Source organism: Streptomyces sp. NPDC051218, assembly GCF_044455475.1.
Taxonomy (GTDB): Bacteria; Actinomycetota; Actinomycetes; order Streptomycetales; family Streptomycetaceae; genus Streptomyces.
Genome location: NZ_JBITEU010000001.1, coordinates 82,507 through 108,708 on the forward strand (window position 1 = coordinate 82,507; position 26,202 = coordinate 108,708).

Genomic DNA, 26,202 nt, shown 5'->3' on the forward strand with positions numbered 1-26,202 from the left:
TTGGGCCGAGAGGAGCGCCCTACCCCACCACCCTCCCGTTCAGCACAACCCTTCGCGGCGCCGCCAGCACCCCGACGTCCTCCCGCGGATCGGCTCCGTACACCACCAGGTCCGCCGGCGCTCCCTCCGTCAGGCCCGGGCGGCCAAGCCAGGACCTCGCGCCCCAGGTCGTCGCCGACAGTGCGTCCACCGCCGGGATTCCGGCGAGCCTCAGTTCGGCCACCTCTGCCGCGACCAGGCCGTGGGCCAGGGAGCCGCCCGCGTCCGTGCCCGCGAACACCGGTACCCCGGCGTCATACGCCGCTCGCACCGTGTCGTAGCGGCGGTCGTACAACCGGCGCATGTGCCGGCTCCACTTGGGGAATTTCGACTCCCCGCCGTCCGCGAGCTGGGGGAACGTCGCGATGTTCACCAGCGTCGGGACGATCGCGACGCCCCGCTCGGCGAAGAGCGGGATGGTCTCCTCGGTCAGTCCCGTGGCGTGCTCGATGCAGTCGATGCCCGCCTCCACCAGGTCCCGCAGGGAGTCCTCCGCGAAGCAGTGCGCCGTCACCCGCGCGCCCAGGCGGTGTGCCTCGGCGATCGCCGCCTCCACCTCGGGGCGCGGCCAGCACGCCGTCAGGTCTCCTGCCTCGCGGTCGATCCAGTCGCCGACCAGCTTGACCCAGCCGTCGCCGCGCCGCGCCTCCTGGCCGACGTACGCGACGAGGTCGGCGGGCTCGATCTCGTGCGCGTAGTTGCGGATGTAGCGGCGCGTGCGCGCGATGTGGCGGCCTGCGCGGATGATCTTCGGGAGGTCCTCGCGGTCGTCGATCCAGCGGGTGTCGGACGGAGAGCCCGCGTCGCGGATGAGGAGCGCGCCGATCTCGCGGTCGGTCAGCGCCTGCTTCTCCGCCACCTCCGGCTCCACCGGCCCGTGCGCGTCAAGGCCCACGTGGCAGTGCGCGTCGACCAGGCCGGGGAGCGTCCAGCCCTCGATCGTCGTGACGTCGGCCGCCCGCGACGGGCGGTCGTACGTCACTCTGCCGCCGACCACCCACAGTTCGTCCCGGACCTCCTCCGGGCCGACGAGCACCCGCCCCTTCACGTGCAGCACCGTGTGATCGCTCATGTACAGCAGCTTAGGAGCCTGTCGGTACGCTCGGTCCGGCAGCCCGAACGAACTCGTGAGCGAAGTGAGCAGCGAAGTGAGCAGCACGGTGACGACACACGTGACGACGCATCCATTCCTTGACCTGGCCCCCTTGAGCGCCCAGCACTTCGCCTCCATCGAGGAGCGCGTCGCCGGTCTGCTCTCCACCTCGCAGGACGTCGTGATCATGCAGGGCGAGGCGCTGCTTCCCCTGGAGGGCTGTATCCGGGGTGCGGCGCAGCCCGGCACGACCGCCCTGAACGTCATCACCGGTCCCTACGGGCAGACCTTCGGGAACTGGCTGCGGGACTGCGGGGCGACCGTCGTCGACCTCGCCGTGCCCTTCCACACGGCCGTCACCGCCGAGCAGGTGCGCCAGGCGCTCACCGAGCACCCCGAGATCGACTTCGTCTCACTCGTCCACGCCGAGGCCGCGACGGGCAACACCAACCCTGTCGCCGAGATCGGTGAGGTCGTACGTGAGCACGGCGCCCTCTTCATGCTCGACGCCGTCGCCTCGGTGGCCGCCGAGCCGCTGCTGCCGGACGCATGGGGCGTGGACCTGTGCGTGATCGGCGCGCAGAAGGCGATGGGCGGCCCGGCAGGCGTCTCCGCCGTCTCCGTGAGCGAGCGGGCCTGGGCACGCCTCGCCGCCAACCCGCAGGCGCCGCGCCGCTCCTACCTCTCCCTCCTGGACTGGAAGGAGCGCTGGATCGACGGCGGCCGCAAGGCGTTGCTGCACGCCCCCGCCCAGCTGGAGATGCTCGCGCTCGAAGCGTGCGCGGAGCGCATCGAGGCGGAGGGCCTCGACGCCCTGATGGCGCGGCACGCCACCGCCGCCGCGGCCACGCGCGCGGGCGCGATCGCGCTGGGCGGGGGGCTCACGCCGTACGTCCATGAGGCGCGGGACGCCGCTCCGGTCGCCACGACGCTGCGTACCCCGGACGGGGTGGACGCCTCGGAGCTCGTCGCCAGGGCCCTCGCGGCGGACCCGGTGCTTCCGCTGGTCGCCGGTGGCGGCGCCCTCGCCAAGGAGATGATCCGGGTGAACCACTACGGCCCGGACGCGACCCGTGGCGTCGTCCACGCCTCGCTCGCCGCTCTGGGCGCCGCGATGGGCGAAGCCGGCCGCACGGTCGACCTCGAAGCGGCACGGCGCGCGGTGACGGCAGCCTGGAAGTAGGCGCGGTACGCGGTACGCGGTGTCGGACCGTACGGGCCCGTCTCCACCGCCCGACGCCCACCGCGCCCCCATCGCTCACAGCGAACAGCGGCCGCCCGGATCGCCCCGCATGGCAGCGTGACGGCCATGCCCACGCTCCCGGACGGCCGCCCAGTTCCCGACCCCACCGCCGACGAGCCCGCGATGCTGGCCGACTGGCTCGATTTCCATCGCGGGACCCTCGCGGTCAAGTGCTCCGGGCTCGATGACGCACAGACCCGTGTCGCTTCCGTCCCGTCCTCGTCCCTGACGCTGCTCGGTCTCGTGCAGCATCTGGCCGAGGTGGAGCGGAACTGGTTCCAGCGGGTGCTCGCCGGGCGGGTCGTGCCGCCGGTGTACGAGGGACCGGCAGGGGGCTTCGCCCTGGACCCGGGGCGGACGTGCGAGCAGGCCCTGGCCGTGTGGCGGCGTGAGGTGGCGGTGAGCCGGGAGCTCTGCGCGGGACGTTCGCTGGAGGACCTCGGACGGCTGAGCGAGCAGGAAGCGGCCGTCTCCGGCATCTCCGAGGTCAGCCTTCGCTGGATCCTGGTCCACCTCATCGAGGAGTACGCGCGGCACAACGGGCACGCCGATCTCCTCAGGGAGGGCATCGACGGAGTGACGGGACCGTAAATGCTCTACGTAAATTCACGGACCAATTCTCACCGCTTCTTTATCCACTTTATGAGCACAGCTTCCCGTATTCTTCTGCCCGCTTTCCGGAGACCTAAACACTAAGGTTTCGTCAGCGCCAAGTCTCACAATTCGGACATGCTTCGAGGGAGTTACGGTTCTGTGACGTACTCCACATCGCGCCCGGTATGTGCCGTATGACCCCATCAAATCAGGCCAAATCTCCGGGGTTTCCTGCGGGCGCGCACCCCCGCCTGATAACACATGTGGCGCTCTGACGTAACCCCTCCCGGCGATGCAATTAAAGAAATTGCTCGGTAAATTCAATCCGCATGACCGCTGCACAAGCCGATCTACCGACCGACCTGCACGCGAATTCCCTGGAAATGCCCGAGGGGTTGCGCCTCGACACCCCCGACGTCGCCGACGGTGCCGCCATCTGGCGCATCGCCCGCGACTCGAAGGTGTTGGACCTCAACTCCTCGTACAGCTACCTGCTGTGGTGTCGCGACTTCGCGGCGACCTCGATGGTGGCCAGGGACTCGAACGGTGAGCCCGCCGGGTTCATCACCGGCTACATCCGGCCCGAGCGGCCTCGCACCCTGGTGGTCTGGCAGGTGGCCGTCGACCAGGCGCACCGAGGCCGCGGCCTTGCCGGTGCGCTGCTCGAAGGGCTGACCGCCAAGGTCGCCGCCGACCGGGAGCTGGTCTCGGTCGAGACGACCATCACGCCGGACAACGCCGCCTCCCAGCGGTTGTTCACCTCGTTCGCACAGCGCCACGGAGCGTCCGTCGAGCGCACGGTGCTCTTCGACGCGGGGCTCTTCCCCGACGAGGGGCACCTGCCCGAGGTCCTGTTCCTGATCGAGCCGATCGCACAGAGCGTGCACGACGCACAGAGCGGGCACAAGGCACGGACCGGGAACGTCGCGCGGACCGAACCGGTCGAACCACTCGGCTGAGTTCCCGCCCTTCCCCCACAGACTTCACGCGCCTCACGCACCATCCATCACCCCCACCTCCCACGTCTTTCCATCTCCCAGGAGATCTGCTGTGACCATCACCCAGCCCGACCTGAGCGTCTTCGAGACCCTGGAGTCGGAGGTGCGCAGCTACTGCCGCGGTTGGCCCACTGTCTTCGACCGTGCGCAGGGCAGCCGCATGTTCGACGAGGACGGCCACTCGTACCTCGACTTCTTCGCCGGGGCCGGCTCGCTCAACTACGGCCACAACAACCCGGTCCTCAAACGCGCCCTGATCGACTACCTGGAGCGCGACAGCGTCGTCCACGGTCTCGACATGTCGACGACCGCCAAGCGCGCGTTCCTGGAGTCCTTCCAGAACATCATCCTGCGCCCGCGTGACCTGCCGTACAAGGTCATGTTCCCGGGCCCGACGGGCACCAACGCCGTCGAGTCCGCGCTGAAGCTGGCCCGCAAGGTCAAGGGCCGCGAGTCGATCGTGTCGTTCACGAACGCCTTCCACGGCATGTCGCTCGGTTCGCTCGCGGTGACCGGCAATGCCTTCAAGCGCGCCGGCGCCGGCATCCCGCTGGTGCACGGCACGCCGATGCCCTTCGACCGCTACCTCGAGGGCACGACCCCCGACTTCGTCTGGTTCGAGCGGTTGCTGGAGGACCAGGGCTCCGGCCTCAACCAGCCCGCCGCCGTGATCGTCGAGACGGTGCAGGGCGAGGGCGGCATCAACGTCGCCCGCGCCGAGTGGCTCCGCAAGCTCGCCGACGTGTGCGAGCGCTGGGACATGCTGCTCATCGTCGACGACATCCAGATGGGCTGCGGCCGCACCGGCGCGTTCTTCTCCTTCGAGGAGGCGGGCATCACGCCGGACATCGTGACGGTGTCCAAGTCCATCAGCGGCTACGGCATGCCGATGGCCCTGACGCTGTTCAAGCCCGAGCTCGACATCTGGGAGCCGGGCGAGCACAACGGCACCTTCCGCGGCAACAACCCGGCCTTCGTCACGGCCGCCGCCGCCCTGGAGACCTACTGGTCCGACGGCCCGGCCATGGAGAAGCAGACCCGCGCCCGCGGCGAGCAGGTCGAGGAGGCCTTCGCCGCCATCGTCGACGAGAACCCCGGCGCCATCAAGGAGTACCGCGGCCGCGGTCTCGTCTGGGGCATGGAGTTCATCGACAAGGCGCGCGCGGGCGCCATCGCCAAGCGTGCCTTCGAGCTCGGTCTGCTGATCGAGACCTCAGGACCCGAGAGCGAGGTCGTCAAGCTCCTTCCGGCGCTGACGATCACCGCCGACGAGCTGGACGAAGGACTTCGCACGCTCGCCCGCGCGGTGCGCGAGACCGCCTGAGCGGTGCGCCGGGCCGCCGTATCGGCGGCGGCCCGGCCGCCCGCCTCCTCACCCCCGTAAGAGAAAAGGAACCAACTCACCGTGATCGTCCGTTCGTTCAAGGACATTGAAGGCACCGACCGGCACGTGAAGTCCGCGTCCGGCACCTGGGAGAGCAAGCGCATCGTCCTCGCCAAGGAGCGGGTGGGCTTCTCGGTCCACGAGACCATCCTGTACGCGGGTACGGAGACGTCGATGTGGTACGCCAACCACATCGAGGCCGTCGTGTGCACCAAGGGCGAGGCCGAGCTGACCGACGACACGACCGGCGAGAAGTACACGATCACGCCGGGCACGATGTACCTGCTCGACGGGCACGAGAAGCACACGATGCGGATCAAGGAGGACTTCCACTGCATCTGTGTCTTCAACCCGCCCGTCACGGGTCGTGAGGACCACGACGAGAACGGCGTGTACCCGCTGCTCACGGAGCCGGACCCGGCCTAGCCGGAGCACGCCCCAAGAATCTCCCTCGCCGCCCTTTCCTCTGGGCGGCGGGGGTGTACATCCCGGAAAGGGCCGTACGAGAGGAGAGGCAGGCAACACCATGACCACCGCACCCGAACGCACCGCCGATCTGTACCCGACCCGAGGCACCGAGGAGGTCCTCATCGAGCGCAAGGACCCCGTCGTGTGGTCCGAGCCGGGTACGCCGGGGCCGATCGCGGCCGATGAACTGGCGGGGTTCGAACGGGACGGTTTCCTGGCGATCGACCAGCTCATCACCCCGGACGAGGTGAGCGTCTACCACGCCGAGCTTGAGCGGTTGATCGGTGACCCCACGATGCGGGCGGACGAGCGCTCCATCGTGGAGCCGCGTTCCCAGGAGATCCGCACCATCTTCGAGGTGCACAAGATCAGCGAGCTGTTCAAGAAGCTCGCGGCCGACCCCCGAGTGGTGGGTCGGGCCCGGCAGATCCTGGGTTCCGACGTGTACGTCCACCAGTCCCGGATCAACGTGAAGCCCGGTTTCGGAGCCTCCGGGTTCTACTGGCACTCGGACTTCGAGACCTGGCACGCCGAGGACGGACTCGCGAACATGCGGACCGTCTCCGTCTCCATCGCGCTCACCAAGAATCACGACACCAACGGCGGCCTCATGATCATGCCGGGGTCGCACAAGACGTTCCTCGGCTGTGAAGGCGCGACGCCGAAGGACAACTACAAGCGGTCCCTGCAGATGCAGGACGCGGGCATTCCCTCGAACGAGACGCTGACCAGCCTCGCCTCGGACTACGGCATCCGGCTCTTCACCGGTGAGGCGGGCTCCGCGACCTGGTTCGACTGCAATGCCATGCACGGTTCGGGGGACAACATCACGCCGTTCCCGCGCAGCAACGTCTTCATCGTGTTCAACAGTGTGGAGAACACGGCGGTGGAGCCGTTCGCGGCACCGGTCCGGCGACCGGAATTCATCGGGGCCAGAGACTTCACTCCGGTGAAGTGAGCAGCCTCTGAAGCAGGCAGCCCCGTACGAGAGTTGGCCCGGCACCTGGGGGTGCCGGGCCACACTTGTCCGCGCTGCTCGCGCGCCTACAGCGCCGGGTAGTCCGTGTAGCCCTTCTCCGTGCCGCCGTAGAACGTCGTCGGATCGGGCGTGTTGTACGGGCCTTCGGCCTTGAGGCGGGCCGGCAGGTCGGGGTTGGCGAGGAACAGCGCGCCGAACGCGACGACGTCCGCGGTGCCGTCCTCCACCAGGGCGAGCGCGTCGTGGCCCGTGGGCCCCTCGGTGGACGGGTTCAGGATGAAGGGTCCGTTGAAGCCGTCGCGCAGGACGGTCACCAGCTCGCGGATCGGCCCCACCTCCATGACGTGCAGGTACGCCAGGTCAAGGGCGCTCAGCTCCTTCACCAGGGAGGTGTACGTCGCCTCCAGCTCGGCCTCCGGCTCGGAGATGTCGTTGAAGGGGTTGCCGGGGGAAAGCCGGATGCCGGTACGGGCCGCGCCGATCTCGGCGGCTACCGCCCTCGCGGTCTCGACCGCGAAGCGGATGCGGTTCTCCGGGGTGCCGCCCCATTCGTCGGTGCGGCGGTTGGAGCCCGGTGCCAGGAACTGGTGGATCAAGTACCCGTTCGCGCCGTGCAGTTCGACTCCGTCGAAGCCCGCGTCGATCGCGTTCCGGGCCGCCGCCGCGAAGTCGGCGATGGTGGCGCGGACCTCTTCGCCGGTCAGCTCGCGCGGCGTGACGTAGTCCTTGGGCCCCTCGGCCGTGTACACCTGCCCCTCGGCCGCGACGGCCGACGGGGCCACGTTCACCAGGCCTTCGGGGAGCAGTACGGGGTGTCCGATGCGGCCCGCGTGCATGAGCTGCGCGAAGATCGTGCCGCCCGCGGCGTGCACGGCGGCCGTGACCTTGCGCCAGGACTCGATCTGCTCTGCGGAGTGCAGGCCCGGGGTGTCCGGGTAGCCCTGGCCGACGACGGAGGGCTGGATGCCCTCCGTGATGATCAGGCCCGCCGAGGCGCGCTGGGCGTAGTACTCGGCGGTGAGGTCCGTGGCGGTGGCGCCCTCGCCGGCCCGGCTCCGGGTCATCGGTGCCATGGCGATGCGGTTGGCGAGCCGGGTGCCCGCCAGGTCGATGGAGTCGAACGCGGTGGTCATCTTGATGCCCCCAGGAAAGGTGATTGGTCGGCCAAGTAATGGAACCGGACGTCACTGTAACCTATTCCTTGGCCGACCAAGCTAATCTGGAGAAGGACAGCTCCTCTCCCCTCGGAGGAGGACATCTCCGCCCCCTCAGGAGCCCCCATGAACGCCTCGGCCGAACCCGCCGACCCCGCCGACCCCGCCTGTACCGAGCTCCCCACCGCGGCGCGGCGGGGCCCCGTGAGCCACACCGTGAGCAGGGTCGCCCGGCTGCACCGGATCGCGGCGGGCAAGGTGCTGAAGAGGCTAGGGCTCTACCCCGGCCAGGAGTTCGTGATGATGTACCTCTGGGACGCGGGGCCGGTGCGGCAGTCGGAGCTCATCAAGGCGGTCGACCTGGACCCCTCGACCGTCACCAAGATGCTGCAACGCCTCGAACAGGCGGGCCACGTACGCCGCCGCCCCGACCCGGCCGACCGCCGCGCGGCACTGGTCGAGGCCACGGACACGAGCTGCGGGCTCCTCGCGGAGGTGGAGCGGGCGTGGGGCGAACTGGAGGAGCAGACGCTGGCGGGCCTCGACGCGGCCGAGCGGGCGGAGCTGGCACGGCTCCTGGGCCGGGTGGAAGCGAACTTGTGCACGGAGACGGCCGACTGCCCCTTGGAGGGGCGGGGCTAGGTCAGCCGGAGAGCACGTCGAGGATGCGGTCCACGTCGGCCTCCGTGTTGTACAGGTGGAACGAGGCCCGCAGGTGTCCCGCCCGCGCGGCCGTGATGATGCCGGCCCGGCTCAACTCGGGCTCCCTGTCCGCGAGTCCGGGGACCGAGACGATGGGTGAGGCGCCGGGCACCGGCTCGTGGCCGAGGTCCGCGAGTCCGGCGCGGTAGCGGGCCGCCAGCGCCGTGTCGTGGGCGTGCACCGCCTCGATGCCGGTCTCTTCGAGGTACGCCAGGGCCGCCGCCGCACCGTGGTACGCGAGGAAGGCGGGGGGCTCGTCGAAACGGCGCGCGTCGGGGGCCAGTTCCGTGAGCGGCCCGTACGTCGCGTTCCAGCCTTCGGCCGCCGCGAGCCAGCCGCCGTGCAACGGCACGAGGGACTCCTGCGCTTCCTCGCTCACCGTCAGGAACGACGTACCGCGCGGGCAGAGCAGCCACTTGAAGGCGCCGGTGACGGTGTAGTCGTACAGGCTCGCGTCGAAGGGCAGCCAACCCGCCGCCTGCGTCGCGTCGTTGAGGGTGCGGGCGCCGTGGGCGGCGGCGGCCTCGCGCACCGCCGCGTCGTCGGCGATGCGGCCGTCGGCCGACTGCACGCCGGAGTACACGACGAGGGCCGTGGTGGGACGGATCGCCTCGGCGAGGTCTTCCAGCGGCGCGTAGCGGATCTCGAGGTCGCCGCGGACCACGAAGGGGTTGATGATCGAGCTGAAATCCCCCTCGGGGAACAGGACTTCGGAACCGGGCCGCTGCGCCGCGGCGATCAGTCCGGCGTGCACCGCGACCGAGCCGCCGTTGGCCACGCGTGCGTGCGGCACGCCGACGAGCCGCGCGAAGGACTCGCGGGCGGCCTGCACGATCCCGAAGTCGCCCGAGCCGCCGCGCCTGCCCACGCCGTTCTCCGCCGCGAGACCCTGGATCGCCTCGACGGCCGTCGCCGGCAGCAGGCCGCAGCTCGCCGTGTTCAGATACGTCGACGTGGGCGCGAAAGCGGCGCCGGTATTGATCCCCATGGGGTCAACTCTCGCGCCCCTTCGCACCCACGTCCATCACCGATGGGGAGATCGTCGGGTTCAGGCCTGCGGCACCGCGCAGCCGTCAGGGCCGCAGGCGTCCCCGTCCGCGAGCGTGGTGAGCGGCGAGCGGCTGCCCCACGCCTGCTCCAGAGCCCGGGCGAAGACGTCGGCGGGCTGGGCGCCGGAGACCCCGTACTTGCGGTCGAGGACGAAGAACGGCACGCCGTTCGCGCCGAGCTCGGCGGCCTCGCGCTCGTCGGTGCGTACGTCGTCGGCGTAGCGGGACGGGTCGGCGAGCACCGCGCGGGCCGCGTCCGCGTCGAGGCCGGCCGCGACCGCGAGCTCCACGAGCCGCTCGTCGTCGTCGAAGACGGAGCGCTCCTCGGCGAAGTTGGCCCGGTACAGGAGCCCGATCAGCTCGTCCTGCCTGCCCTGCTCGTTGGCGAAGTGCAGCAGGCGGTGCATGTCGAAGGTGCTGCCGTGGTCGCGGCCCTCGGTGAGGTAGTCGAGGCCTTCGGACGAGGCGTTCACGCCGAGGTTCCGCTCGGCCTCCTGGGCCTGCTCCTCGCTCATGCCGTACTTCTTGGCGAGCATCGGGATCACGAGCCCGCTGTCGCCCTTGGCGCGCGAGGGGTCGAGCTCGAAGGAGCGGTGCACCACCTCGACGTCGTCGCGGTGCGGGAAGGCGGCGAGTGCCTTCTCGAAGCGGGCCTTGCCCACGTAGCACCAGGGGCAGGCGATGTCGCTCCAGATCTCGACGCGCATGTGACTAGCTCTCTTCAGGTCGAACGGTAGTACGGAGGGTCCCTCCGGTCAGTCGAAGAACGTACGACCCGCCCCGCTCATTCCCCGGCGGGCACGGTCAGCCGCATCCGCAGGTGCGTGCTCGCGCTCTCGCCCGCCTCCTCGGGCCGCCAGCCATGACGTACGTAGAAGGCCTGGGCCCGCCGGTTCTCGCGGTGGACGTCCAGGGATGCCTCCCGGATGCCGTCCGCCCGCCACTCCTCCACGCACGCGGCGTGCAGAGCCGCGCCGACCCCCGCGCGCCAGTGGTCCGGGTCGACGTGGAACTGGAAGAGCGTCACGGAGTCCGCGGCCTCGCCCTCCGGCGTACGGAACGACGCGAGGCCCACGATCCGGCCCTCGCGCACCGCGCACAGCACATGCCCGCCACGGCGCTCGATGCCCGCCCGCCACATCGCCGCCCCGTCGACGGCCCCGTCCGGCAGCCCCTCGGGGTAGTACGTGGCGCGGGCCCGGGTGTGCAGGGCCGCGAGGGCCGGGGCGTCGGCGGTGAGGGCGCTGCGTATGACGGTCGGCATGGCGGTCCGCATCGTCGTGGGGAGTGCTGAGTGGATCACGCTGCGATAGACGTCTTCCGGGAGCTTTGAGTTCCGATGCGGCTGAACTGGGCGCGGTAGGCGCTCGGCGTGAGGCCGGTGCGGCGCACCAGGTGGCCCCGGAGCGAGTCGGCGGTGCCGAGCCCGCAGGCCCGCGCCACCCGGTCCATGGAGAGCGAGGTCGTCTCCAGGAGCTCCTTGGCCCGCTCGATGCGTTGGTGGAGCAGCCACTGCAGCGGGCTCACCCCGCTCTCCGCGTGGAAGCGCCGGGTGAGGGTGCGCACGCTGACGCCCGCCTGCCGGGCGAGGTCGGTGAGCGTGAGCGGTTCGTCGAGGTGGCGCATGGCCCAGCCCCGGGTGTCGGCGCAGGCGTTGCCGCGCTCGGGCGGGAGCGGGGTCTGGGTGAACTGGGTCTGGCCACCGGGCCGTACGGGGGCGACGAGGGCGGCCCTGGCCACGTGGTTGGCCACGGCCGCCCCGTAATCGGTGCGGATCATGTGCAGGCACAGATCGATCCCGGCGGCGTACCCGGAGGACGTCATGACCTGCCCGTCCTCCACGTAGAGGACGTCGCCCTTGAGGTCGAGCGCGGGGTAGCGGCTGCGCAGTTCCTCGGCGAGCTGCCAGTACGTGGTGGCGCTGCGCCCGTCGAGCAGTCCCGCCTCGGCGAGCACGAAGGCGCCGCTGCAGATGGAGGCGGTGCGCCGGCCCGCTGCGGCGGCCTCCCGGACGGCGGCGACGGTCCGCGGGTCGGGTGCGTAGCGGTGTCCGGTGCCCGCGACGAGGAGGGTGTCGGCGTCGCGCACGGCGTCGAGCCCGTGCTCCACCTGGAGGCTGAGTCCGCCGGTGGTGGCGATGGTGCCGGGCTGCGGGGTGCAGACGACCACCTCGTAGCCGGGCCCACCGGCCACCTCGACCTTCTCGAAGAGCATCTCGGGGATCGCGAGGTTGAACATCGACACGGGCGAGGGCGCGATGACGGCGACGCGGTGGGGACGGTGGGGCGGGCGCTCGGACTTCGGGCGGGGCATGGCCAGAACCTCCGGAGGTATGGCATTCAGGCCACTACTGTAGTCATGCCGCCGTCCGCAGACTCATGGGCATGGCAACGAACGACCTCACCGAAGGCTCCCGCGCCGCGGCGCAGTTGACACCCCCGGCTCCCGCGCCGGCCCCCTGCCCCACGCCCGGCAGGAGCCGCGTCTCCCCCGGCCTCACACTCACGGCCGCCATGCTCGGCTTCGCCCTGATCACGCTCGACGCCTCCGTGGTGAACGTGGCGCTGCCCGCGATCGGCGATTCCCTGGGCGGCGGCATGTCCGGCCTCCAGTGGGTCGTGGACGCCTACACCCTCGCCTTCGCCGCCCTGATGCTCTCCACCGGCGCGCTCTCCGACCGGATCGGCGCGACCCGGGCGTACGCGATCGGCATCACGGTGTTCACGGCCGCTTCGGTGGCCTGCGGGTTCGCGCCTTCGTTGCCCGTGCTGATCGGCGCCCGGGTGGTGCAGGGAGTGGCGGCCGCGGTGGTCCTGCCCGCCTCGCTCTCCCTGGTGCGCCAGGCGTACTCCGACGCGGCCAGGCGAGCGCGGGCGGTGGCCCTGTGGGCGGCGGGCGGATCGGTGGCGGTGGCGCTCGGCCCCGTCGCCGGCGGCGCGCTGACCACCGCGTGGGACTGGAGCGGCATCTTCTTCATCAACGTCCCGCTGGGCACGGTGGCGCTGGCCTTGCTGCTGCGTTCGCCGCGCTCGGAGCGGCGGCCCGCGCCGCTGGACGTGCCGGGCCAGTTGCTCGCGGTCCTGACGCTGACGGCCCTGACGTTCGCGGTGATCGAGGGCGGTACGACGGGTCTGTTCGCCCTGGTCGCCGCGGTGGCGGCCGGTGCGGTGTTCCTGCGGACGGAGGCGCGGCAGGCGCACCCGGTGGTGCCGCTCGGTCTCTTCCGCGACCGGACGGTCGCGATCACCGTCGCGGCCGGGGCCGCGTGCAGCGTCGCCTTCTACGGTCTCGTCTTCGTCTTCAGCCTCTTCTTCCAGGAGGTGCAGGGGCGTTCGGCGCTGTGGGCCGGGCTGATGTTCCTGCCGATGACCGGGCTCATCGCGGTCACGAACGTCGCGGCGGGCAAGCTGGCGGCGCGGGTCGGGCCGCGGGTGCCGATGCTGGTGGGGCAGTCGGTGGCCGTCGCGGGGCTGTTGCTGCTGCTCCTCGCCGACGCCTCGACACCCGCGCTCGCCCTGGCGTTCCTGATGGTGCCGCTGGCCCTTGGCTGCGCCCTGACGATCCCGCCGCTCACGGCGGCGATGATGGAGGCGGTGCCCGCTGACCGGGCCGGTCTTGCCGCGGGGGTCCTCAACGCGGCCCGGCAGGTGTCGGGCGGCCTGGGAATCGCGGCCTTCGGGGGCCTGGTGGCCGGGGACTTCGTCTCCGGTATGCGGGTGAGCCTGCTGATCGCGGCGGGATTGCTGGCGGCTTCGGGGGTGGCGACGCTGGGTCTGCGGCGGGAACGCTGAATTCTCCCCAACCTGGTTGCCGTCATCACCGGCTCCGCCGAGTTCGTCCTCAAACGCCGGACGGGCTGAGAACAAAATTCCAACCGCGGGGCAATCGGGTGGGCGGGAAAGATAGCCCCTCCGGCGTTTGAGGAGCGGGGTCCGGGGCGGAGCCCCGGGAACGGCGCGCACCCCGCCGGGTGCTAGGACCCGTCCCTGAGGCCCCGGGGCCAGTTCGGGCGGAACTCGATCCCCTCATACGTCACCACACACCCCTCCCCCACAGGCGACTGCGCCATGAACCCCACCAGAGCCGCACCCGCCGCCTTCTCCTCCCCCAGGGAGAAGATCCGGACGAACGTCCAGCGCTTCCCGTCCAGGGAGGCGTGGAACGCGAACGCCGAACCGGTGCGGCTGATCCGGAGCCAGACGCTGCTGCCGTCCACCACGAAGGCGTTCGCGTCGTCGGAGCGGCCGCGGGTGACGACCGTGCAGACCGTCGCCTCGTCCGGCGACCGCTCCAGGCACAGCTTGGCCCACTCCCGGTCGCCCACGTGCAGGTACAGGACACCCGCGTCGAACGCCGCCGCGAAACCGACCGTCACCCGCGCGATCAGCTGGAAGTCGCCCTCGGGCGCGCCGAGGAGACGCGGCGCGTCCGAGGCCGGGTCGAGGGCCTCGCCCGTCGGCGGCACGAAGCGGTCCTGGCGAGCGCCCGCCCAGCCGGTGAGCACCCCGTCCTCGTACGACCAGTTGCCGTCGGGGCCGTACGTGCGCAGGGAGAAGGGCAGTTCGGGGATGTTGACGTCCATGGGCGTCAGTGTTCCAGGCGCCCTTCGTAGCGCCGCGGGAGCCCCAGCGGATTGTCGTCCCGCAGCTCGGGCGGCAGCAGCGCGGCGGGCGTGTTCTGGTAGGCGACGGGACGCAGCCAGCGCTCGATCGCCGTACCGCCGACGGAGGTCGAGGTGGACGTCGTCGCGGGGTAGGGCCCGCCGTGGTGCTGCGCGGGCGCCACCGCGACCCCGGTCGGCCATCCGTTGACCAGCACGCGCCCGGCCAGCGGCGTCAGTTCGGCGAGCAGCGCGGCCCCGCGCCCCTCGCCCGCGGCCTCCTCGGCGGACAGCTGCACCGTGGCCGTGAGGTTGCCGGAGAGCCGGGTGAGGGCGGCGGTGATCTCCGCGTCGTCCTCGTAGCGCGCGACGACCGTCACCGGCCCGAAGCACTCCTCCAGGAGCAGGTCGTGCTCACCCTCGGTGGCGAGCTTCGCCGCGGGGACCGTCAGGAAGCCCGCGCTCACCGTGTGCTCGCTGCCCGCGCCCGGCGTCACCGGCGCGTCCACGTCCGACAGTTGACCGCGCTCGCGCACGCCCGCCACGAAGTTGTCCCGCATCCGGTGGTCGAGGAGCACCCCCGCCTCGGTGTCGCTGACCGCCTCGGTCAGGGATTTGATGAACCGGTCGCCGCCCGCGCCCGCCGGAGCGAAGACCAGGCCCGGCTTGACGCAGAACTGGCCGACGCCGAGCGTCATCGAACCCGCGAGGCCCGCTCCGATCTCCTCCGCGCGCTCGACCGCCGCCGCCTCGGTCACCACGACCGGGTTGAGGGAGCCGAGCTCTCCGTGGAAGGGGATCGGCACGGGGCGGGCCGCCGCCGCGTCGAAGAGGGCGCGCCCACCGCGGATCGAGCCGGTGAAGCCCGCGCCGGACACGAGCGGGTGCTTGACGAGCTCGACGCCCGCGTCGAAGCCGTGCACGAGCCCGACGACGCCCTCGGGGATGCCGTGCAGGGCCGCGGCCCGCCGCAGCGTCGCCGCGACCAGCTCGGAGGTGGCCGGGTGGTCAGGGTGCGCCTTGACCACCACGGGGCAGCCCGCGGCGAGCGCGCTCGCGGTGTCGCCGCCGGGGACGGAGAAGGCGAAGGGGAAGTTGGACGCGGAGTAGACGGCCACGACGCCCAGCGGGATCTTGTAGCGCCGCAGGTCCGGGATGGGTGGCGTGGCGCTGCTGTCGGGGTGGTCGATGACGACGCCGAGGAAGCCGCCCTCGTCGACGACGTCCGCGAAGGCCCGCAACTGGTAGCAGGTGCGGGCGAGTTCACCGGTGAGCCGGACGGGACCGAGCGCGGTCTCCGCGTCCGCGGCCTCCACCAGGTGATCCTTCGCCCCGTCGAGCAGTTCGGCCGCGGAGCGCAGGAAGGCGGCGCGCACGGCGCGATCGGCGAGGGCGTCCTGGGCGGTCAGCGCGGCACGTACCGCCTGATCCACCTCTTCGGCTGTGGCTTCGACCGCAACCTGCTCGCGCTGCTTCCCGGTTCGGGGGTCGACACTCCAGACTGGTGCTGCTGCCACCGCGGGCTCCTCCAGAGGTGATGCCACAGATGTGCTGCCACCCACCTGGGCTGTTCGATATGCTGAACACTGTCTCCGATGATGAATAGCGGAGGCTTGGAGACTATTTCTCGTCGAACTAAGGGGTCAAGGGCGATGTCGGCTGGCGAGACTGGCGGGGCGCAGGTCAAGTCCGCTGTGCGGACGGTGGAGTTGCTCGAATATTTCGCGGGACGCCCCGGAATGCACTCTTTGGCCGCCGTCCAGGAAGCCGTCGGGTATCCCAAGTCCAGCCTCTACATGCTCCTTCGTACGCTGGTGGAGCTGGGCTGGGTCGAGACGGACGCGACGGGCACGCGGTACGGGATCGGGGTTCGGGCCCTCCTCGTCGGCACCTCGTACATCGACGGTGACGAGGTGGTGGCGGCGGCGCGTCCGACGCTCGACCGCCTCTCGGACGACACCACGGAGACGATCCACCTGGCGCGCCTCGACGGCACGAACGTCGTGTACCTCGCCACGCGCCAGTCGCAGCACTACCTGCGGCCCTTCACGCGGGTGGGCCGCCGCCTGCCCGCGCACTCGACGTCCCTGGGCAAGGCACTCCTGGCCACCCACACCGACGAGCAGGTCCGCAAGATGCTGCCGGAGACGCTGCCCGCGCTGACCGAGCACACGATCACCGACCGCGAGAAGCTGATCGAGGAGCTGCGCACGGTCCGCGAGCAGGGCTTCGCGGTGGACCGCGAGGAGAACACGCTCGGCCTGCGCTGCTTCGGCGTCGCGATCCCGTACCGCACGCCCGCGCGGGACGCGATCAGCTGCTCCGTGCCGGTGGCACGGCTGACGCCGGCGCACGAACAGATGGTGAAAGACGCGTTGTTCGACGCGCGGGACCGGCTGACACTGGCGACTCGTAGGCTCTGAGCATGGAGAGCCCGAGCAGGAACACGATGAGCATGGAAGTCAGTCTGCGAGCGGTGCACGACAGTGATCTCCCGGTCTTCTACCGGCAGATGAACGACCCCGAGTCGAACCACGTGGCTGCTTTCACCTCTCCGAAGACGTCCGACTGGACGCTCTTCGAGGCCCACTGGAAGGGGCTTCGGGAGTCGGGCGACGTCGTCGTCCGCACGGTCCTCGCGGACGGCGACGTGGTGGGCAGCACGGCGGTGTACGGGGAGCCGGGCGAGCGGGAGGTCACGTACTGGATCGACCGCTATTACTGGGGCCGGGGGCTGGCCACGGCCGCCCTGCGGGCCCTCCTCGCGGAGGTCCCGGAGCGGCCCCTCTACGCGCGGGCGGCGGCGGACAACGCGGGTTCCCTGCGGGTCCTGGAGAAGTGCGGCTTCCGGGTGACCGCGGCCGCGCGGGGCTTCGCGCATGCGCGGGGCGAGGAGATCGACGAAGCGGTGTTGATCCTGGCGTAGGAACCTCGCGCACCGTCGATCACCGGCGCCGCCGAGTTCGTCCTCAAGCTCCGGACGAGCTGATCAATTCCGGCCCCTCCCCCGCACGGCGGACCCGGATCATCGCCGGGCAGGAGGTGCCCGGGGCCCCCCGCCGGAAGGCTGGGCGCATGAGACAGGCCCTGCGCACCGCCGCCATCCTCGCCGCCCTCCCGTACCTCACCCTGAAGGTCGCCTGGATCGCGGGCAGCCACATCGGCATCCCCGAGGGCAGCAGCCTCCTCGATCACCGCACCGCCATGATCTTCGCCAACGGCCTCACCCTGCTGATGGACGCGAGCGTCATCGTGCTCGCGCTGCTCCTGACCCGCCCCTGGGGCCTGCGCACCCCCGCCTGGCTGCTCGCGTTCCCCATGTGGGTGGCCACCGGTCTACTTACGCCGATCATGGCCGGGTTCCCGCTCCAGCTGCTGGTCAAGGCGCTCGGCGGCAGCGTCAACAGCCCCTCGCAGAGCGGCAGCGGCAGCGGCGGCGACAGCGACAGCGACAGCGACAGCGACAGCGACAGCGGCGCCTTCCTCCACGAGTGGGTCTTCGGCGTCGTCTACGGCGGCTTCATCCTGCAAGGCCTCGCCCTCGGCGCCCTGTTCGTCCTCTACGCGCGAGACCGCTGGGGCCATGTATGGCAGGGCCTCGTCCGGGATCTGCCCGGGGCGGCCGGCCGCCGGAGCCTGCCCCGGTGGGTCGCCATCGCCGCCGCCCTCCTCGCCCTCGCACCCCTGGTCATGCACCTTCTCTGGGTCACCGGCTCCACGGCCGGTCTCAGCGAGGCGCGCGTCGATGAGCGCACGACCGACTTCTACGTCCTCGAAGCGATGGACATGATCTACCTCTGCTCCGCGGTCGTCGGCGCTCTGCTCCTCACCTTCCGGCGGGCTCCGGCACTGCCCGTCAAGGTGCCGCTCACCCTGGCCTGGCTCGGCTCGGGCGCGGTCGCCTGCTGGGGCGGCTGGCTGCTGTTCGCCTCGGTCCTCGGCGAGGACGACATCGCCCGGCAGCCGACGGCCGCGATGCTCCTGACCTACTCTGTCCAGATGATCGTCGGGGCACTGGTGGCCACCCTCGGGGTGGTCTTCTTCAAGGAGCGGGCGGGCGCGGCCGTCCGTGCCCCGCGGCAACCGGCGTGAGGACGCTCGCGGCAGCCCTCCCGGCCCTGTTCGGGCGGCGGACGCGGCGCCGGTGGATCCATCTGATCCTGGGCGGCGCGCTCGCCATGCCGTACGTCTTCGTGGGCTCCGTGATCGTCGGTCCGCTGCTCGGCGAGGACAACGTGTTCGGCTCGCTCACCTCCCAACTCAGCGCGTTCGCGGTGGGGTTGCCGCTGGCCGCGATCACCGCGCTCTTCCCGCTCACCCGCCCCATGTCGGTGGCCGCCGTACGCGCCTTGTGCGACGTACCGAGCGACGCGCTCGCCGACGGGCCCGCACGGTCCCGGCAGGCGCGCGGCCGCACCGTCGCGTGGTTCACGCTGCACCTCGGGTTCGGCGGGGTCATCAGCGGAATGTCCCTCGCCCTGCCGCCGTTCGCGGCGGTGCTGATCGCGCTGCCGTTCGCGGCGGCCCTGCGGGACAGCCGGATCGGGATGCCCGAAGTCTTCGGCGAAGGCTGGATGCTGGCGCTCGCCCCGGTCTTCGGGATCCTCTCCCTCGTCGCGCTCGCGGGGTGCGCGGCGGCGGCCGGGGGGCTGCTCGCGCGCTGGGCACCCGTACTCCTCGGGCCCTCGCCCGCCGACCGGCTCGCGGCCGCCGAGCAGCGCGCGGCGGACCTCGCCGTACGCAACCGGCTCGCGAGGGAGCTGCACGACTCGGTGGGCCACGCCCTGAGCGCCGTCACGCTCCAGGCGAGCGCCGCCCGCAGGGTCCTCGACCGCGACCCGGAGTTCGTCCGTGAGGCGCTTGCCGCGATCGAGGAGACGACCCGGCGGACGGTGAGTGAACTCGACGCGGTGCTCGGTGTGTTGAGGGAGGGCGGCGGCGGTCAGGCGAGCCCGACGGCTCCGGCCCCCACCCTCTCCGCCGATCTCGGCGGGCTCCTCAAGCGCACCCGGGCCGGCGGCCTGCGGGTGCGGGCCACGGTCGAGCTCGGCCCCGAAGGACCGGACGCCCTGCCCCCGATGGTCTCCCGCGAGGCCTACCGCATCGTTCAGGAGAGCCTGAGCAACGCGCTGCGGCACGCGGGCCCCGACGCCCCGGTGACGCTGCGGATCGCCCTGGACGGCACCGACCTGGAGATCATCGCCGAGAACCCGCTGCCCCACGGCGCCCCGGCCTCCCGCCCCGGCGGTGGCCACGGCCTGCGCGGCATCACCGATCGCGCCCGGCTCCTGGGCGGCACCGCCGATGCGGGTCCGGTGAACGGCGGCTGGCGACTGAACGTACGACTTCCCCTGAAGGGACCCGCATGACCGAGACGGCAGCCACCCCGATCCGCATCGTGCTCGCCGACGACGAGCGGATGGTCCGCACCGCCCTGCGCGTGATCCTCTCCGCCGAGCCCGACCTTGAGGTCGTCGGCGAGGCGGCGAGCGGCGCGGAGGCGGTGTCCGTCGTGCGCGAGGCGAAGCCCGACGTGGTGCTCATGGACGTACGGATGCCGGAGATCGACGGCATCCGGGCCACCGAGCAGATCCTGCGGACGCAGGCCGACCCGCCGCGCATCGTGGTCGTGACGACCTTCGAGAACGATTCCTACGTGTACGAGGCGCTGCGCGCGGGGGCCTCCGGGTTCCTGCTCAAGCGGGCCGACGCGGACTCACTCGTACAGGCGGTGCGGCTCGTGGCGCGCAGTGACTCGCTGCTCTTCCCGGCGGCGGTGCGCGCCCTGGCCGCCGAGCACGCGCGCGCGAAGCCCGCGCCGCCGGCCTGGGTGGCGAGGCTGACGGGGCGCGAGAGCGAGGTGCTGCGGCTGATGGCGGCGGGCCTGACGAACGCGGAGATCGCGGGCCGGATGAGTGTGGGCCCGGCGACGGTGAAGACGCACGTGGCGTCGGTGCTGGCCAAGACGGGGACGCGGGACCGCACACAGGCGGTGATCGCGGCGTACGAGGCGGGTTTCATGAACGCCGGCTGAACCCGCCGCCCGCAGTATGAGGAATCTCTAAGAAACCCGGCAGAACGGAACGAATACGTCCGCTCCGCTCGTCCTTTTATGGGATGAACAAGACGATCAGGAACGCCTCTGTCTTCACGCTGCTGCTCGTGCTCGCCCTCCTGGTGCGGGCGACGTGGGTGCAGTTCTACGACTCGAAGGCGCTCGCGGACGACAAGCAGAACCGGCGCAACGCGATCGAGCAGTACGCGAACCCGCTGGGCGACATCATCGTGGGCGGTGACGCGGTCACCGGCTCCGCGCGGACGAAGGGCGGCGACCTCAAGTACAAGCGCACCTACAAGGACGGCGACCTGTACTCGTCCGTCACGGGCTACAGCTCGCAGGTGTACGGGGCGACGCAGCTGGAGGGCATCTACAAGGACGTCCTCGACGGCACCGACACGCGGCTGAAGAACCCGCTGGACACGCTCACCAACAAGCGCGCCGACCCGGGTGACGTGATCACGACGATCGACCCCGCGGTGCAGAAGGCCGCGTACAAGTCGCTCGGCGACAAGAAGGGCGCGGCCGTCGCCGTCGACCCGAAGACGGGCAAGATCCTCGGTCTGGTCTCGACGCCCTCGTACGACCCCTCGGACATCAGCGGTGCCACGGACTCCAAGGAGTGGCAGGCGCTCCAGAAGGACGAGGAGAAGCCGATGGTCAACCGCGCGCTGCGGCAGCCGCTTCCGCCGGGTTCGACGTTCAAGCTGGTCGTCGCGGCGGCGGCCCTGGAGGACGGGCTCTACGGCTCGGCGGACACCGGGACCGACAGCCCGAACCCGTACACGCTGCCCGGCACGAGGACGGTCCTGAAGAACGAGAGCGCGAGCGCGCCCTGCGAGGACGCCTCGATCCGTACGGCACTCCAGTACTCGTGCAACAACGTCTTCGCGAAGCTGGCCGTCGACCTGGGCCAGGACAAGGTCAAGGCGATGGCCGAGAAGATGGGCTTCAACACGGACAAGCTGGACGTGCCGGTGCGCGCGTCCGAGAGTGTCTACCCCTCCGACATGGACAAGGCCCAGACGGCGCTGACCGGCATCGGCCAGTTCGACGTGACGGCGACGCCGTTGCAGATGTCCATGGTCACGGGGGCGATCGCCAACGGCGGTGAACTGGTCTCGCCGCACATGGTGTCCCAGATCACCGACTCGAACGGCGATGTGCTCGACTCGTTCGACGACGCGGACTCCGAGCGTGTGATGAGCGAGGACACGGCGAGCCAGCTGCAGTCCGCGATGGAGACGGTCGTCGAGAAGGGCACCGGCACGAACGCGCGGATCAGCGGCGCGGACGTGGGCGGCAAGACGGGCACGGCCCAGCACGGCGAGAACAACAGCAAGACGCCGTACGCCTGGTTCACGTCGTACGCCAAGGGCGGCGACGGCAAGGAGGTCGCGGTCGCCGTCATCGTCGAGTCGTCGGACGCGGCGAGGTCGGAGGTCAGCGGCAACGGCCTGGCGGCGCCGATCGCGAAGTCGATGATGTCGGCGGCGCTGAAGCGCTAGCGCTGCGGCCGGACCCGACGGCCTACTCCACGAAGTACGTCGGGTTCGGCAGCTTGTAGGTCTTGTCCGCGTACCCGCCCGCGAGGTCGGAGACCTGGTCACCGAAGCTGCCGACGATGTCGTAGCCGTTCGACTCGATGTGCTTGCGGGTGCCCTCCTTGAACTGCACGGTGGTGCACTCCCACTTGGCGGGCGTGGCGCAGTCGTCCAGATAGGCGGGCGGGGTCGTCTTGTTCTTGGTGAAGACGTGCTTGGTGTCGAGCTGCGTGTCGTACCCGGCCTTGGCGAGGTTGGTGACGGCGCCCGTGCGCTGCGATTCGCTCAGGCCGGTCAGGAAGAAGACCTCGACGCCCTTGCTCTTGGCGTACTCGACGAGTTCGGGCATGCCGAAGACGGCGGGGCGCTCGGCCGCCTTCACGTACGCGTCCCATGTGCCGTTGTCGTACGTGTAGTTGGTGGTCTTCTCGTAGTCGAAGCTGAGCAGTGCGGTGTCGTCCACGTCGAGGACGATCGCGGGCTTCTTGCCGTGGCCGCCGGTCTTCGCGCCGTGACCGCCGCCGTGCGCGGCCGCCGCCTTCCTGATGTCCTTCTTCGCCTTGGCCTGGATGCGCGCCAGATCCTTGGCGTACGGGCTCTTGGGCGAGGAGCGCCAGACGCCGTCGGCGTCCTGGTACGCGCCGTAGTAGTCGTCGATCTCGCCGACGAGCACGCCGATGTTCTGCGGCTCGGCAGTGTGCCGCGCCGGTGCGTTGTCGGCGGTGGCGGCGCCGGTGCCGGTGCCGTACAGCGTGGCGCCGGCGACGGCGCAGGCGGCGACGATGCCCGCCGTTCGTAGGGACTTGCGCATGGGTGCGTTCTCTCCGGATCAGAGTCAGGGCAGGTCAGTGCTTGTCTACGCGCACTGTCTACGCGCATCACACGTTGCCCCGCGAGACCCTTTACCCGATCAATACCTGATCCGGAGAAAGCCGGGAGGAAGCTGGGAGGAAGCCTGGGGGCTATGCCCCGGGCGGCGCCCACCCCGGGTTCCGGCCGCTGAGACCGATCACGCGGTCGAGGAGCGGGGCGTCGTCCGGCACCGGCACCACGGCCCCGAAGAGGCTGTTCCCGGAGTCGTCGCCCTCCTGGGGCGTGAGCAGCCCCTGCGCCACGCGCAGGCTCGCCTCGTCGGGTGCGTACGCCTGACCCGTCGCCCGCGCCAAGTCCCATCCGTGCACCACGAGTTCATCCATGGCCACGGCCCCGGCGACGGCTCCCGGCAGATCGACGCCGCCCGCCCGGGTCATGCCCTCGTACGCGGCCGGGTCACGCCACGCCTCCGTCAGCTCGTCGAGCAGCTTCGGCAGGGCGGCACGCCACTCGGGGTCGAGGTTCGGCACGGCGCTGCCCGGGTCCTGGTCGAGGTGGGGCCCGAGGTCCTTGCGCGCGGCGTCCCGGAACGCGCAGGTCAGACCGACCAGATGACCGAGGAGATGACGCACCCGGTACTCCGGACAGGGCGTGGGCGCCGCGAGCTGCTCGTCGCTCACGCCCTCCGCGACGGCCGCCAGAAGCCGGGCCTGCGGCGCGAAGTCGATCGTCTCCGTCATGAATGCTCCCGATGCTCGGCGGCCCCGCACAGCGGGCCGCGGTCCTGCCCTGTAGACCGGCCCCACCGCCGGAACTCATCGCCGTAACGCAGTGCCGAATCCGAGGGGCCGGTCTACCGCACCTGCCCTATGCCGGGCCGGAGACCTTAGAACCACCATCACCTGCCATGACACCTGCCGCACCTTCCGCGACATCCACGATCACGCGCGTCCTGCGCAACCGCGACGCGAGCCTCTGCCTGGGCGCGGTGGTCGTCTCCGGCTTCGGGAGCTCCGCGATGTGGCTGGTCGCCGGGGTCTGGGTGAAGGAACTGACCGGCTCGGACGGCCTGGCGGCCCTGTGCACCTTCGCTCTCTGGGTCCCGACCCTGATCGGCCCCTTCCTGGGGACGTTCGCGGACCGCACCCGCCGCAAACCCCTGCTCATCGGCGTGAACCTGGCCCTGGGCGCCCTGCTGACCTCGCTCCTGTTCGTCGACTCGGCGGCCACCCTGTGGCTCCTCTACGCCGTGCTCTTCCTGTACGGGGCATGCGGCGCCGTCACCGACGCGGCGGAGGCGGCGCTGGTGACGTCGGCGGTCGGCAGGGACCTGACAGGGGACTTCAACGGCCTGCGGATGTCGGCGAACGAGGGCATGAAACTGATCGCGCCGCTCGCCGGAGCGGGCCTCTTCGCCGCGTACGGAGGCGCCCGGGTGGCGCTCCTGGACGCCGCCACCTTCGTACTGGCGGCCGGAATGTTCACGCTGCTGCGCGTACAGGAGGACGCACCCGCGTCCGCACGTGTCACGCAGAGCCTGCGTTTCCAAACAGCGGAAGGCGCCCGCTACTTGTGGGGCAACCAGCAGCTGCGCCCCCTCATCCGCGCGGGAGGTCTGACCATGCTGACCTCAGGGATCAGCGGAGCCGCCGTCTACGCGGTCGTGGAGGGACTCGGCCACTCCCCCGCGTACACGGGCGTGCTGTACGTCGTGCAGGGAGCCGGTTCGGTCGCGGTCGGCGTGGCGTCGGGGGCGCTGCTGCGGCGCTTCGGAGGACGCCGCTTCGGCGGGGCGGGCATCGCGCTCACCGCCATCGCCGCGGCCCTGCACGCACTGCCGTACGACGGGACGGCCCTGGCGGGCAGCCTGGCCAACGGACTCGGGCTGCCCTGCGTGCTGATCGCGGGCATGACGGCGGTACAGCGCGAGACACCGCAGGCCCTCCTGGGCCGCGCGGCGGCGACCGCGAACACCTTGATGTTCACGCCGACCGCACTGGGTATCGCCCTGGGCGCGGCCCTGATCGAGACGGTCGACTACCGCGTGCTGCTGCCGGTCCTCGCGGGGGCACGGCTGCTGATCGCCGTGCCCCTGCTCAAGGCCCCACCGGTGGCGGCTACTTCACGTCGGCCCAGCGCTTGATCGTCGCGATGGCCTCGGTCTGGTCGGCGGCCGGGAGTTTGGCGATGGAGGCGCCGTGGTTGGAGCCGGGGGCCTCGTAGCGGTAGGAGTCGCGGTGGCTCGGGGTGAACTTCTCCGCGCTCCACGGGTCGTTCTCGCCGTAGATGAACATCATCCGCTGGCCGCGGGTCTTCACCCAGCGGTCCACGTCGGCGATCGTCCTGTTGTTGTACGAGCCGCGCATCGCCTCGGGAAGCACGGAGTTGGGCTGGTAGATGTCCGGGTGGTGGCGGACGTCCTTGAGGTGCTTGAACTTCAGGTCGGCCCAGCCGAGTTGGGTGGCGGCCTGCCGGTAGTAGGGGCCCGTGCCGTTCGTGCCGAGCGACTCGTCCTGGTAGACGCTGAAGCCGTGCTTCTTCGACCAGTCGTAGAGCTCGTCGTCGCTCGCCTTCTCGGCGTCGGGCACGGTCGGGCAGTTGTCGACGGTGCCGCTCTGCCAGAAGTTCCACACCTGGTCGAGCACGGCGAACTCGTAGGCCCGGTCGGTGGTGCCGAGCGTCTCCTCGAACGTCTCGCCGTTGGCCTTGGCGTCCGCCTCGAACTTGGGGAGCAGTGCCTCACGGCGCACCAGCATCTCGCGCTGCACGGCGTTCAGGGCCTTGCGGCATTCGGCCGTGCCGACCGTCCTGAAGAAGCGCTCGTAGCCGCTGTCGTCCTTGTTGTTCGCGTCGTTCGGGGCCACGAAGGCGACGACCGCGTCGAGGTCGTCGGGGTAGAAGCGCTCGTGGTACGTCGCCGTCATTCCGCCCTTGCTCGCGCCCGTGCCGAGCCACTTGCCCTTCTCGATGCCGCGCAGCGCCCGAGTGAGGCGGTGCTCGTCGGCGGCCTCCTGCTCGACGGTGAGCTTGGACCAGTCGGAGCCGGCCTGGCCCGAGGGCCGTGACTGTTCGAAGTAGCGGTGCTCGACGCTGACTTGGTTGGCGTCGATCAGCTTGGTGAGGGCCGTGGTGTTGGACGCCAGGGTGTAGCCGCCGGTGTAGAGCACGGTCGGCTTGTCCGTGGCCTTGTGCCAGAGCGTGGCGCGCTGGGTGAAGGTGCCGGCGCGGGGGTTGCCGTGGTCGACGGGCTGGACGTACGTGAGCGTGTAGAGGGGGTAGCCCTCCCTGTCGGCCACGGAGACGACCTTCATGCCGGGTATCTTCTCCAGCCGCTCCCGGATGTCGGGCGCTGCGGCCTGGCTCCCAGCCGTCTGCGCGGCGGCGGGCACGGCCCCGCCGAGTACCGCCGCGCCTGCCATGAACCCGGCACAGAACAGCGCCGATATCCCCTTGTTGCGCACCTTGTCTCCTCGTACTGGAGCGA

The 26,202-nt window shown here is 70.9% G+C and carries 26 protein-coding genes; 15 read left to right on the forward strand and 11 right to left on the reverse strand.

Annotated features, from left to right (window positions below):
* Positions 1 to 19: 19 nt before the first annotated feature.
* Positions 20 to 1,111, reverse strand: coding sequence for an amidohydrolase family protein (locus ACIBCK_RS00410; protein ID WP_399385888.1), 1,092 nt, complete (start codon positions 1,109 to 1,111; stop codon positions 20 to 22).
* Positions 1,112 to 1,211: 100 nt separating this feature from the next.
* Here ACIBCK_RS00410 and ACIBCK_RS00415 point away from each other — a divergent pair, with 100 nt between their 5' ends.
* The 6 genes from ACIBCK_RS00415 (at position 1,212) to thpD (ending at position 6,777) form a co-directional block, all read left to right on the forward strand.
* On the forward strand, positions 1,212 to 2,315 hold the full coding sequence (locus ACIBCK_RS00415; protein ID WP_399385889.1) for a pyridoxal-phosphate-dependent aminotransferase family protein: 1,104 nt from the start codon (positions 1,212 to 1,214) through the stop codon (positions 2,313 to 2,315).
* Positions 2,316 to 2,441: 126 nt separating this feature from the next.
* Positions 2,442 to 2,966: a DinB family protein gene (locus ACIBCK_RS00420; protein ID WP_399385890.1), complete on the forward strand. Its 525-nt coding sequence runs from the start codon at positions 2,442 to 2,444 to the stop codon at positions 2,964 to 2,966.
* A 332-nt stretch (positions 2,967 to 3,298) separates the two neighbouring features.
* Complete coding sequence (gene ectA, locus ACIBCK_RS00425) at positions 3,299 to 3,928, forward strand: diaminobutyrate acetyltransferase (RefSeq protein WP_367040579.1); 630 nt, start codon at positions 3,299 to 3,301, stop codon at positions 3,926 to 3,928.
* A 91-nt stretch (positions 3,929 to 4,019) separates the two neighbouring features.
* Positions 4,020 to 5,291 (forward strand): diaminobutyrate--2-oxoglutarate transaminase, encoded by a 1,272-nt coding sequence (gene ectB / locus ACIBCK_RS00430; protein WP_367040581.1) that lies wholly within the window; start codon positions 4,020 to 4,022, stop codon positions 5,289 to 5,291.
* An 81-nt stretch (positions 5,292 to 5,372) separates the two neighbouring features.
* Positions 5,373 to 5,777 carry an ectoine synthase gene (locus ACIBCK_RS00435; protein ID WP_363312986.1) on the forward strand — a complete coding sequence of 135 codons (405 nt, stop codon included), beginning with the start codon at positions 5,373 to 5,375 and terminating at the stop codon, positions 5,775 to 5,777.
* A 100-nt stretch (positions 5,778 to 5,877) separates the two neighbouring features.
* Positions 5,878 to 6,777, forward strand: a complete 900-nt coding sequence (gene thpD, locus ACIBCK_RS00440; RefSeq protein WP_367040583.1) for an ectoine hydroxylase — start codon at positions 5,878 to 5,880, stop codon at positions 6,775 to 6,777.
* A gap of 86 nt (positions 6,778 to 6,863) precedes the next feature.
* Here thpD and ACIBCK_RS00445 read toward each other — a convergent pair whose 3' ends face one another.
* On the reverse strand, positions 6,864 to 7,931 hold the full coding sequence (locus ACIBCK_RS00445) for an alkene reductase (RefSeq protein ID WP_399385891.1): 1,068 nt from the start codon (positions 7,929 to 7,931) through the stop codon (positions 6,864 to 6,866).
* Positions 7,932 to 8,078: 147 nt separating this feature from the next.
* Between ACIBCK_RS00445 and ACIBCK_RS00450 the strand changes: the two genes are divergently transcribed.
* Complete coding sequence (locus ACIBCK_RS00450; RefSeq protein ID WP_399385892.1) at positions 8,079 to 8,594, forward strand: MarR family winged helix-turn-helix transcriptional regulator; 516 nt, start codon at positions 8,079 to 8,081, stop codon at positions 8,592 to 8,594.
* A gap of 1 nt (position 8,595) precedes the next feature.
* Here the strand turns inward: ACIBCK_RS00450 and ACIBCK_RS00455 are convergent, their stop codons facing one another.
* From ACIBCK_RS00455 to ACIBCK_RS00470, 4 genes are all read right to left on the reverse strand, one after another.
* Positions 8,596 to 9,642: an aminotransferase class V-fold PLP-dependent enzyme gene (locus tag ACIBCK_RS00455; RefSeq protein WP_399385893.1), complete on the reverse strand. Its 1,047-nt coding sequence runs from the start codon at positions 9,640 to 9,642 to the stop codon at positions 8,596 to 8,598.
* 60 nt (positions 9,643 to 9,702) lie between these two features.
* Positions 9,703 to 10,410 (reverse strand): DsbA family oxidoreductase, encoded by a 708-nt coding sequence (locus tag ACIBCK_RS00460; RefSeq protein ID WP_399385894.1) that lies wholly within the window; start codon positions 10,408 to 10,410, stop codon positions 9,703 to 9,705.
* A 77-nt stretch (positions 10,411 to 10,487) separates the two neighbouring features.
* Positions 10,488 to 10,967 (reverse strand): GNAT family N-acetyltransferase, encoded by a 480-nt coding sequence (locus tag ACIBCK_RS00465; RefSeq protein ID WP_399385895.1) that lies wholly within the window; start codon positions 10,965 to 10,967, stop codon positions 10,488 to 10,490.
* A gap of 35 nt (positions 10,968 to 11,002) precedes the next feature.
* On the reverse strand, positions 11,003 to 12,016 hold the full coding sequence (locus ACIBCK_RS00470) for a GlxA family transcriptional regulator (protein ID WP_399385896.1): 1,014 nt from the start codon (positions 12,014 to 12,016) through the stop codon (positions 11,003 to 11,005).
* A 71-nt stretch (positions 12,017 to 12,087) separates the two neighbouring features.
* Here ACIBCK_RS00470 and ACIBCK_RS00475 point away from each other — a divergent pair, with 71 nt between their 5' ends.
* Positions 12,088 to 13,494: an MFS transporter gene (locus tag ACIBCK_RS00475; protein ID WP_399385897.1), complete on the forward strand. Its 1,407-nt coding sequence runs from the start codon at positions 12,088 to 12,090 to the stop codon at positions 13,492 to 13,494.
* Between the two features lie 182 nt (positions 13,495 to 13,676).
* Here ACIBCK_RS00475 and ACIBCK_RS00480 read toward each other — a convergent pair whose 3' ends face one another.
* Both ACIBCK_RS00480 and ACIBCK_RS00485 read right to left on the reverse strand, forming a co-directional pair.
* Positions 13,677 to 14,285, reverse strand: a complete 609-nt coding sequence (locus ACIBCK_RS00480; RefSeq protein WP_399385898.1) for a DUF1349 domain-containing protein — start codon at positions 14,283 to 14,285, stop codon at positions 13,677 to 13,679.
* Between the two features lie 5 nt (positions 14,286 to 14,290).
* A complete protein-coding gene (locus tag ACIBCK_RS00485; protein WP_399385899.1) occupies positions 14,291 to 15,820 on the reverse strand; it encodes an aldehyde dehydrogenase (NADP(+)) in 1,530 nt (509 codons plus the stop codon).
* A gap of 135 nt (positions 15,821 to 15,955) precedes the next feature.
* Here ACIBCK_RS00485 and ACIBCK_RS00490 point away from each other — a divergent pair, with 135 nt between their 5' ends.
* From ACIBCK_RS00490 to ACIBCK_RS00515, 6 genes are all read left to right on the forward strand, one after another.
* Positions 15,956 to 16,726: an IclR family transcriptional regulator gene (locus ACIBCK_RS00490; protein WP_160504308.1), complete on the forward strand. Its 771-nt coding sequence runs from the start codon at positions 15,956 to 15,958 to the stop codon at positions 16,724 to 16,726.
* 32 nt (positions 16,727 to 16,758) lie between these two features.
* Positions 16,759 to 17,229 (forward strand): GNAT family N-acetyltransferase, encoded by a 471-nt coding sequence (locus ACIBCK_RS00495; RefSeq protein WP_399387157.1) that lies wholly within the window; start codon positions 16,759 to 16,761, stop codon positions 17,227 to 17,229.
* Between the two features lie 149 nt (positions 17,230 to 17,378).
* The gene (locus ACIBCK_RS00500) at positions 17,379 to 18,395 is read left to right on the forward strand and encodes a hypothetical protein (protein ID WP_399385900.1); all 1,017 of its coding nucleotides are present in this window, start codon (positions 17,379 to 17,381) and stop codon (positions 18,393 to 18,395) included.
* Positions 18,392 to 19,672 carry a sensor histidine kinase gene (locus tag ACIBCK_RS00505; RefSeq protein ID WP_399385901.1) on the forward strand — a complete coding sequence of 427 codons (1,281 nt, stop codon included), beginning with the start codon at positions 18,392 to 18,394 and terminating at the stop codon, positions 19,670 to 19,672. Before ACIBCK_RS00500 ends, ACIBCK_RS00505 begins: the two co-directional genes overlap by 4 nt.
* Positions 19,669 to 20,337 (forward strand): response regulator, encoded by a 669-nt coding sequence (locus ACIBCK_RS00510; protein ID WP_399385902.1) that lies wholly within the window; start codon positions 19,669 to 19,671, stop codon positions 20,335 to 20,337. The genes ACIBCK_RS00505 and ACIBCK_RS00510 overlap by 4 nt, the downstream gene beginning before the upstream one ends.
* Before the next feature lie 83 nt (positions 20,338 to 20,420).
* Positions 20,421 to 21,869 (forward strand): peptidoglycan D,D-transpeptidase FtsI family protein, encoded by a 1,449-nt coding sequence (locus ACIBCK_RS00515; RefSeq protein ID WP_399385903.1) that lies wholly within the window; start codon positions 20,421 to 20,423, stop codon positions 21,867 to 21,869.
* Between the two features lie 22 nt (positions 21,870 to 21,891).
* Here the strand turns inward: ACIBCK_RS00515 and ACIBCK_RS00520 are convergent, their stop codons facing one another.
* Together ACIBCK_RS00520 and ACIBCK_RS00525 are read right to left on the reverse strand one after the other, a co-directional pair.
* Positions 21,892 to 22,716 (reverse strand): HAD family acid phosphatase, encoded by an 825-nt coding sequence (locus ACIBCK_RS00520; protein ID WP_399385904.1) that lies wholly within the window; start codon positions 22,714 to 22,716, stop codon positions 21,892 to 21,894.
* A gap of 151 nt (positions 22,717 to 22,867) precedes the next feature.
* Positions 22,868 to 23,458, reverse strand: coding sequence for a TIGR03086 family metal-binding protein (locus tag ACIBCK_RS00525; protein ID WP_399385905.1), 591 nt, complete (start codon positions 23,456 to 23,458; stop codon positions 22,868 to 22,870).
* A 167-nt stretch (positions 23,459 to 23,625) separates the two neighbouring features.
* On the opposite strand from ACIBCK_RS00525, the gene ACIBCK_RS00530 reads away from it, so the two are divergent.
* Positions 23,626 to 24,861, forward strand: a complete 1,236-nt coding sequence (locus ACIBCK_RS00530) for an MFS transporter (RefSeq protein ID WP_399385906.1) — start codon at positions 23,626 to 23,628, stop codon at positions 24,859 to 24,861.
* Here ACIBCK_RS00530 and ACIBCK_RS00535 read toward each other — a convergent pair.
* A complete protein-coding gene (locus tag ACIBCK_RS00535; RefSeq protein ID WP_399385907.1) occupies positions 24,836 to 26,179 on the reverse strand; it encodes a S28 family serine protease in 1,344 nt (447 codons plus the stop codon). The two genes, ACIBCK_RS00530 and ACIBCK_RS00535, sit on opposite strands and share 26 nt — an antisense overlap.
* Positions 26,180 to 26,202 lie beyond the last annotated feature (23 nt).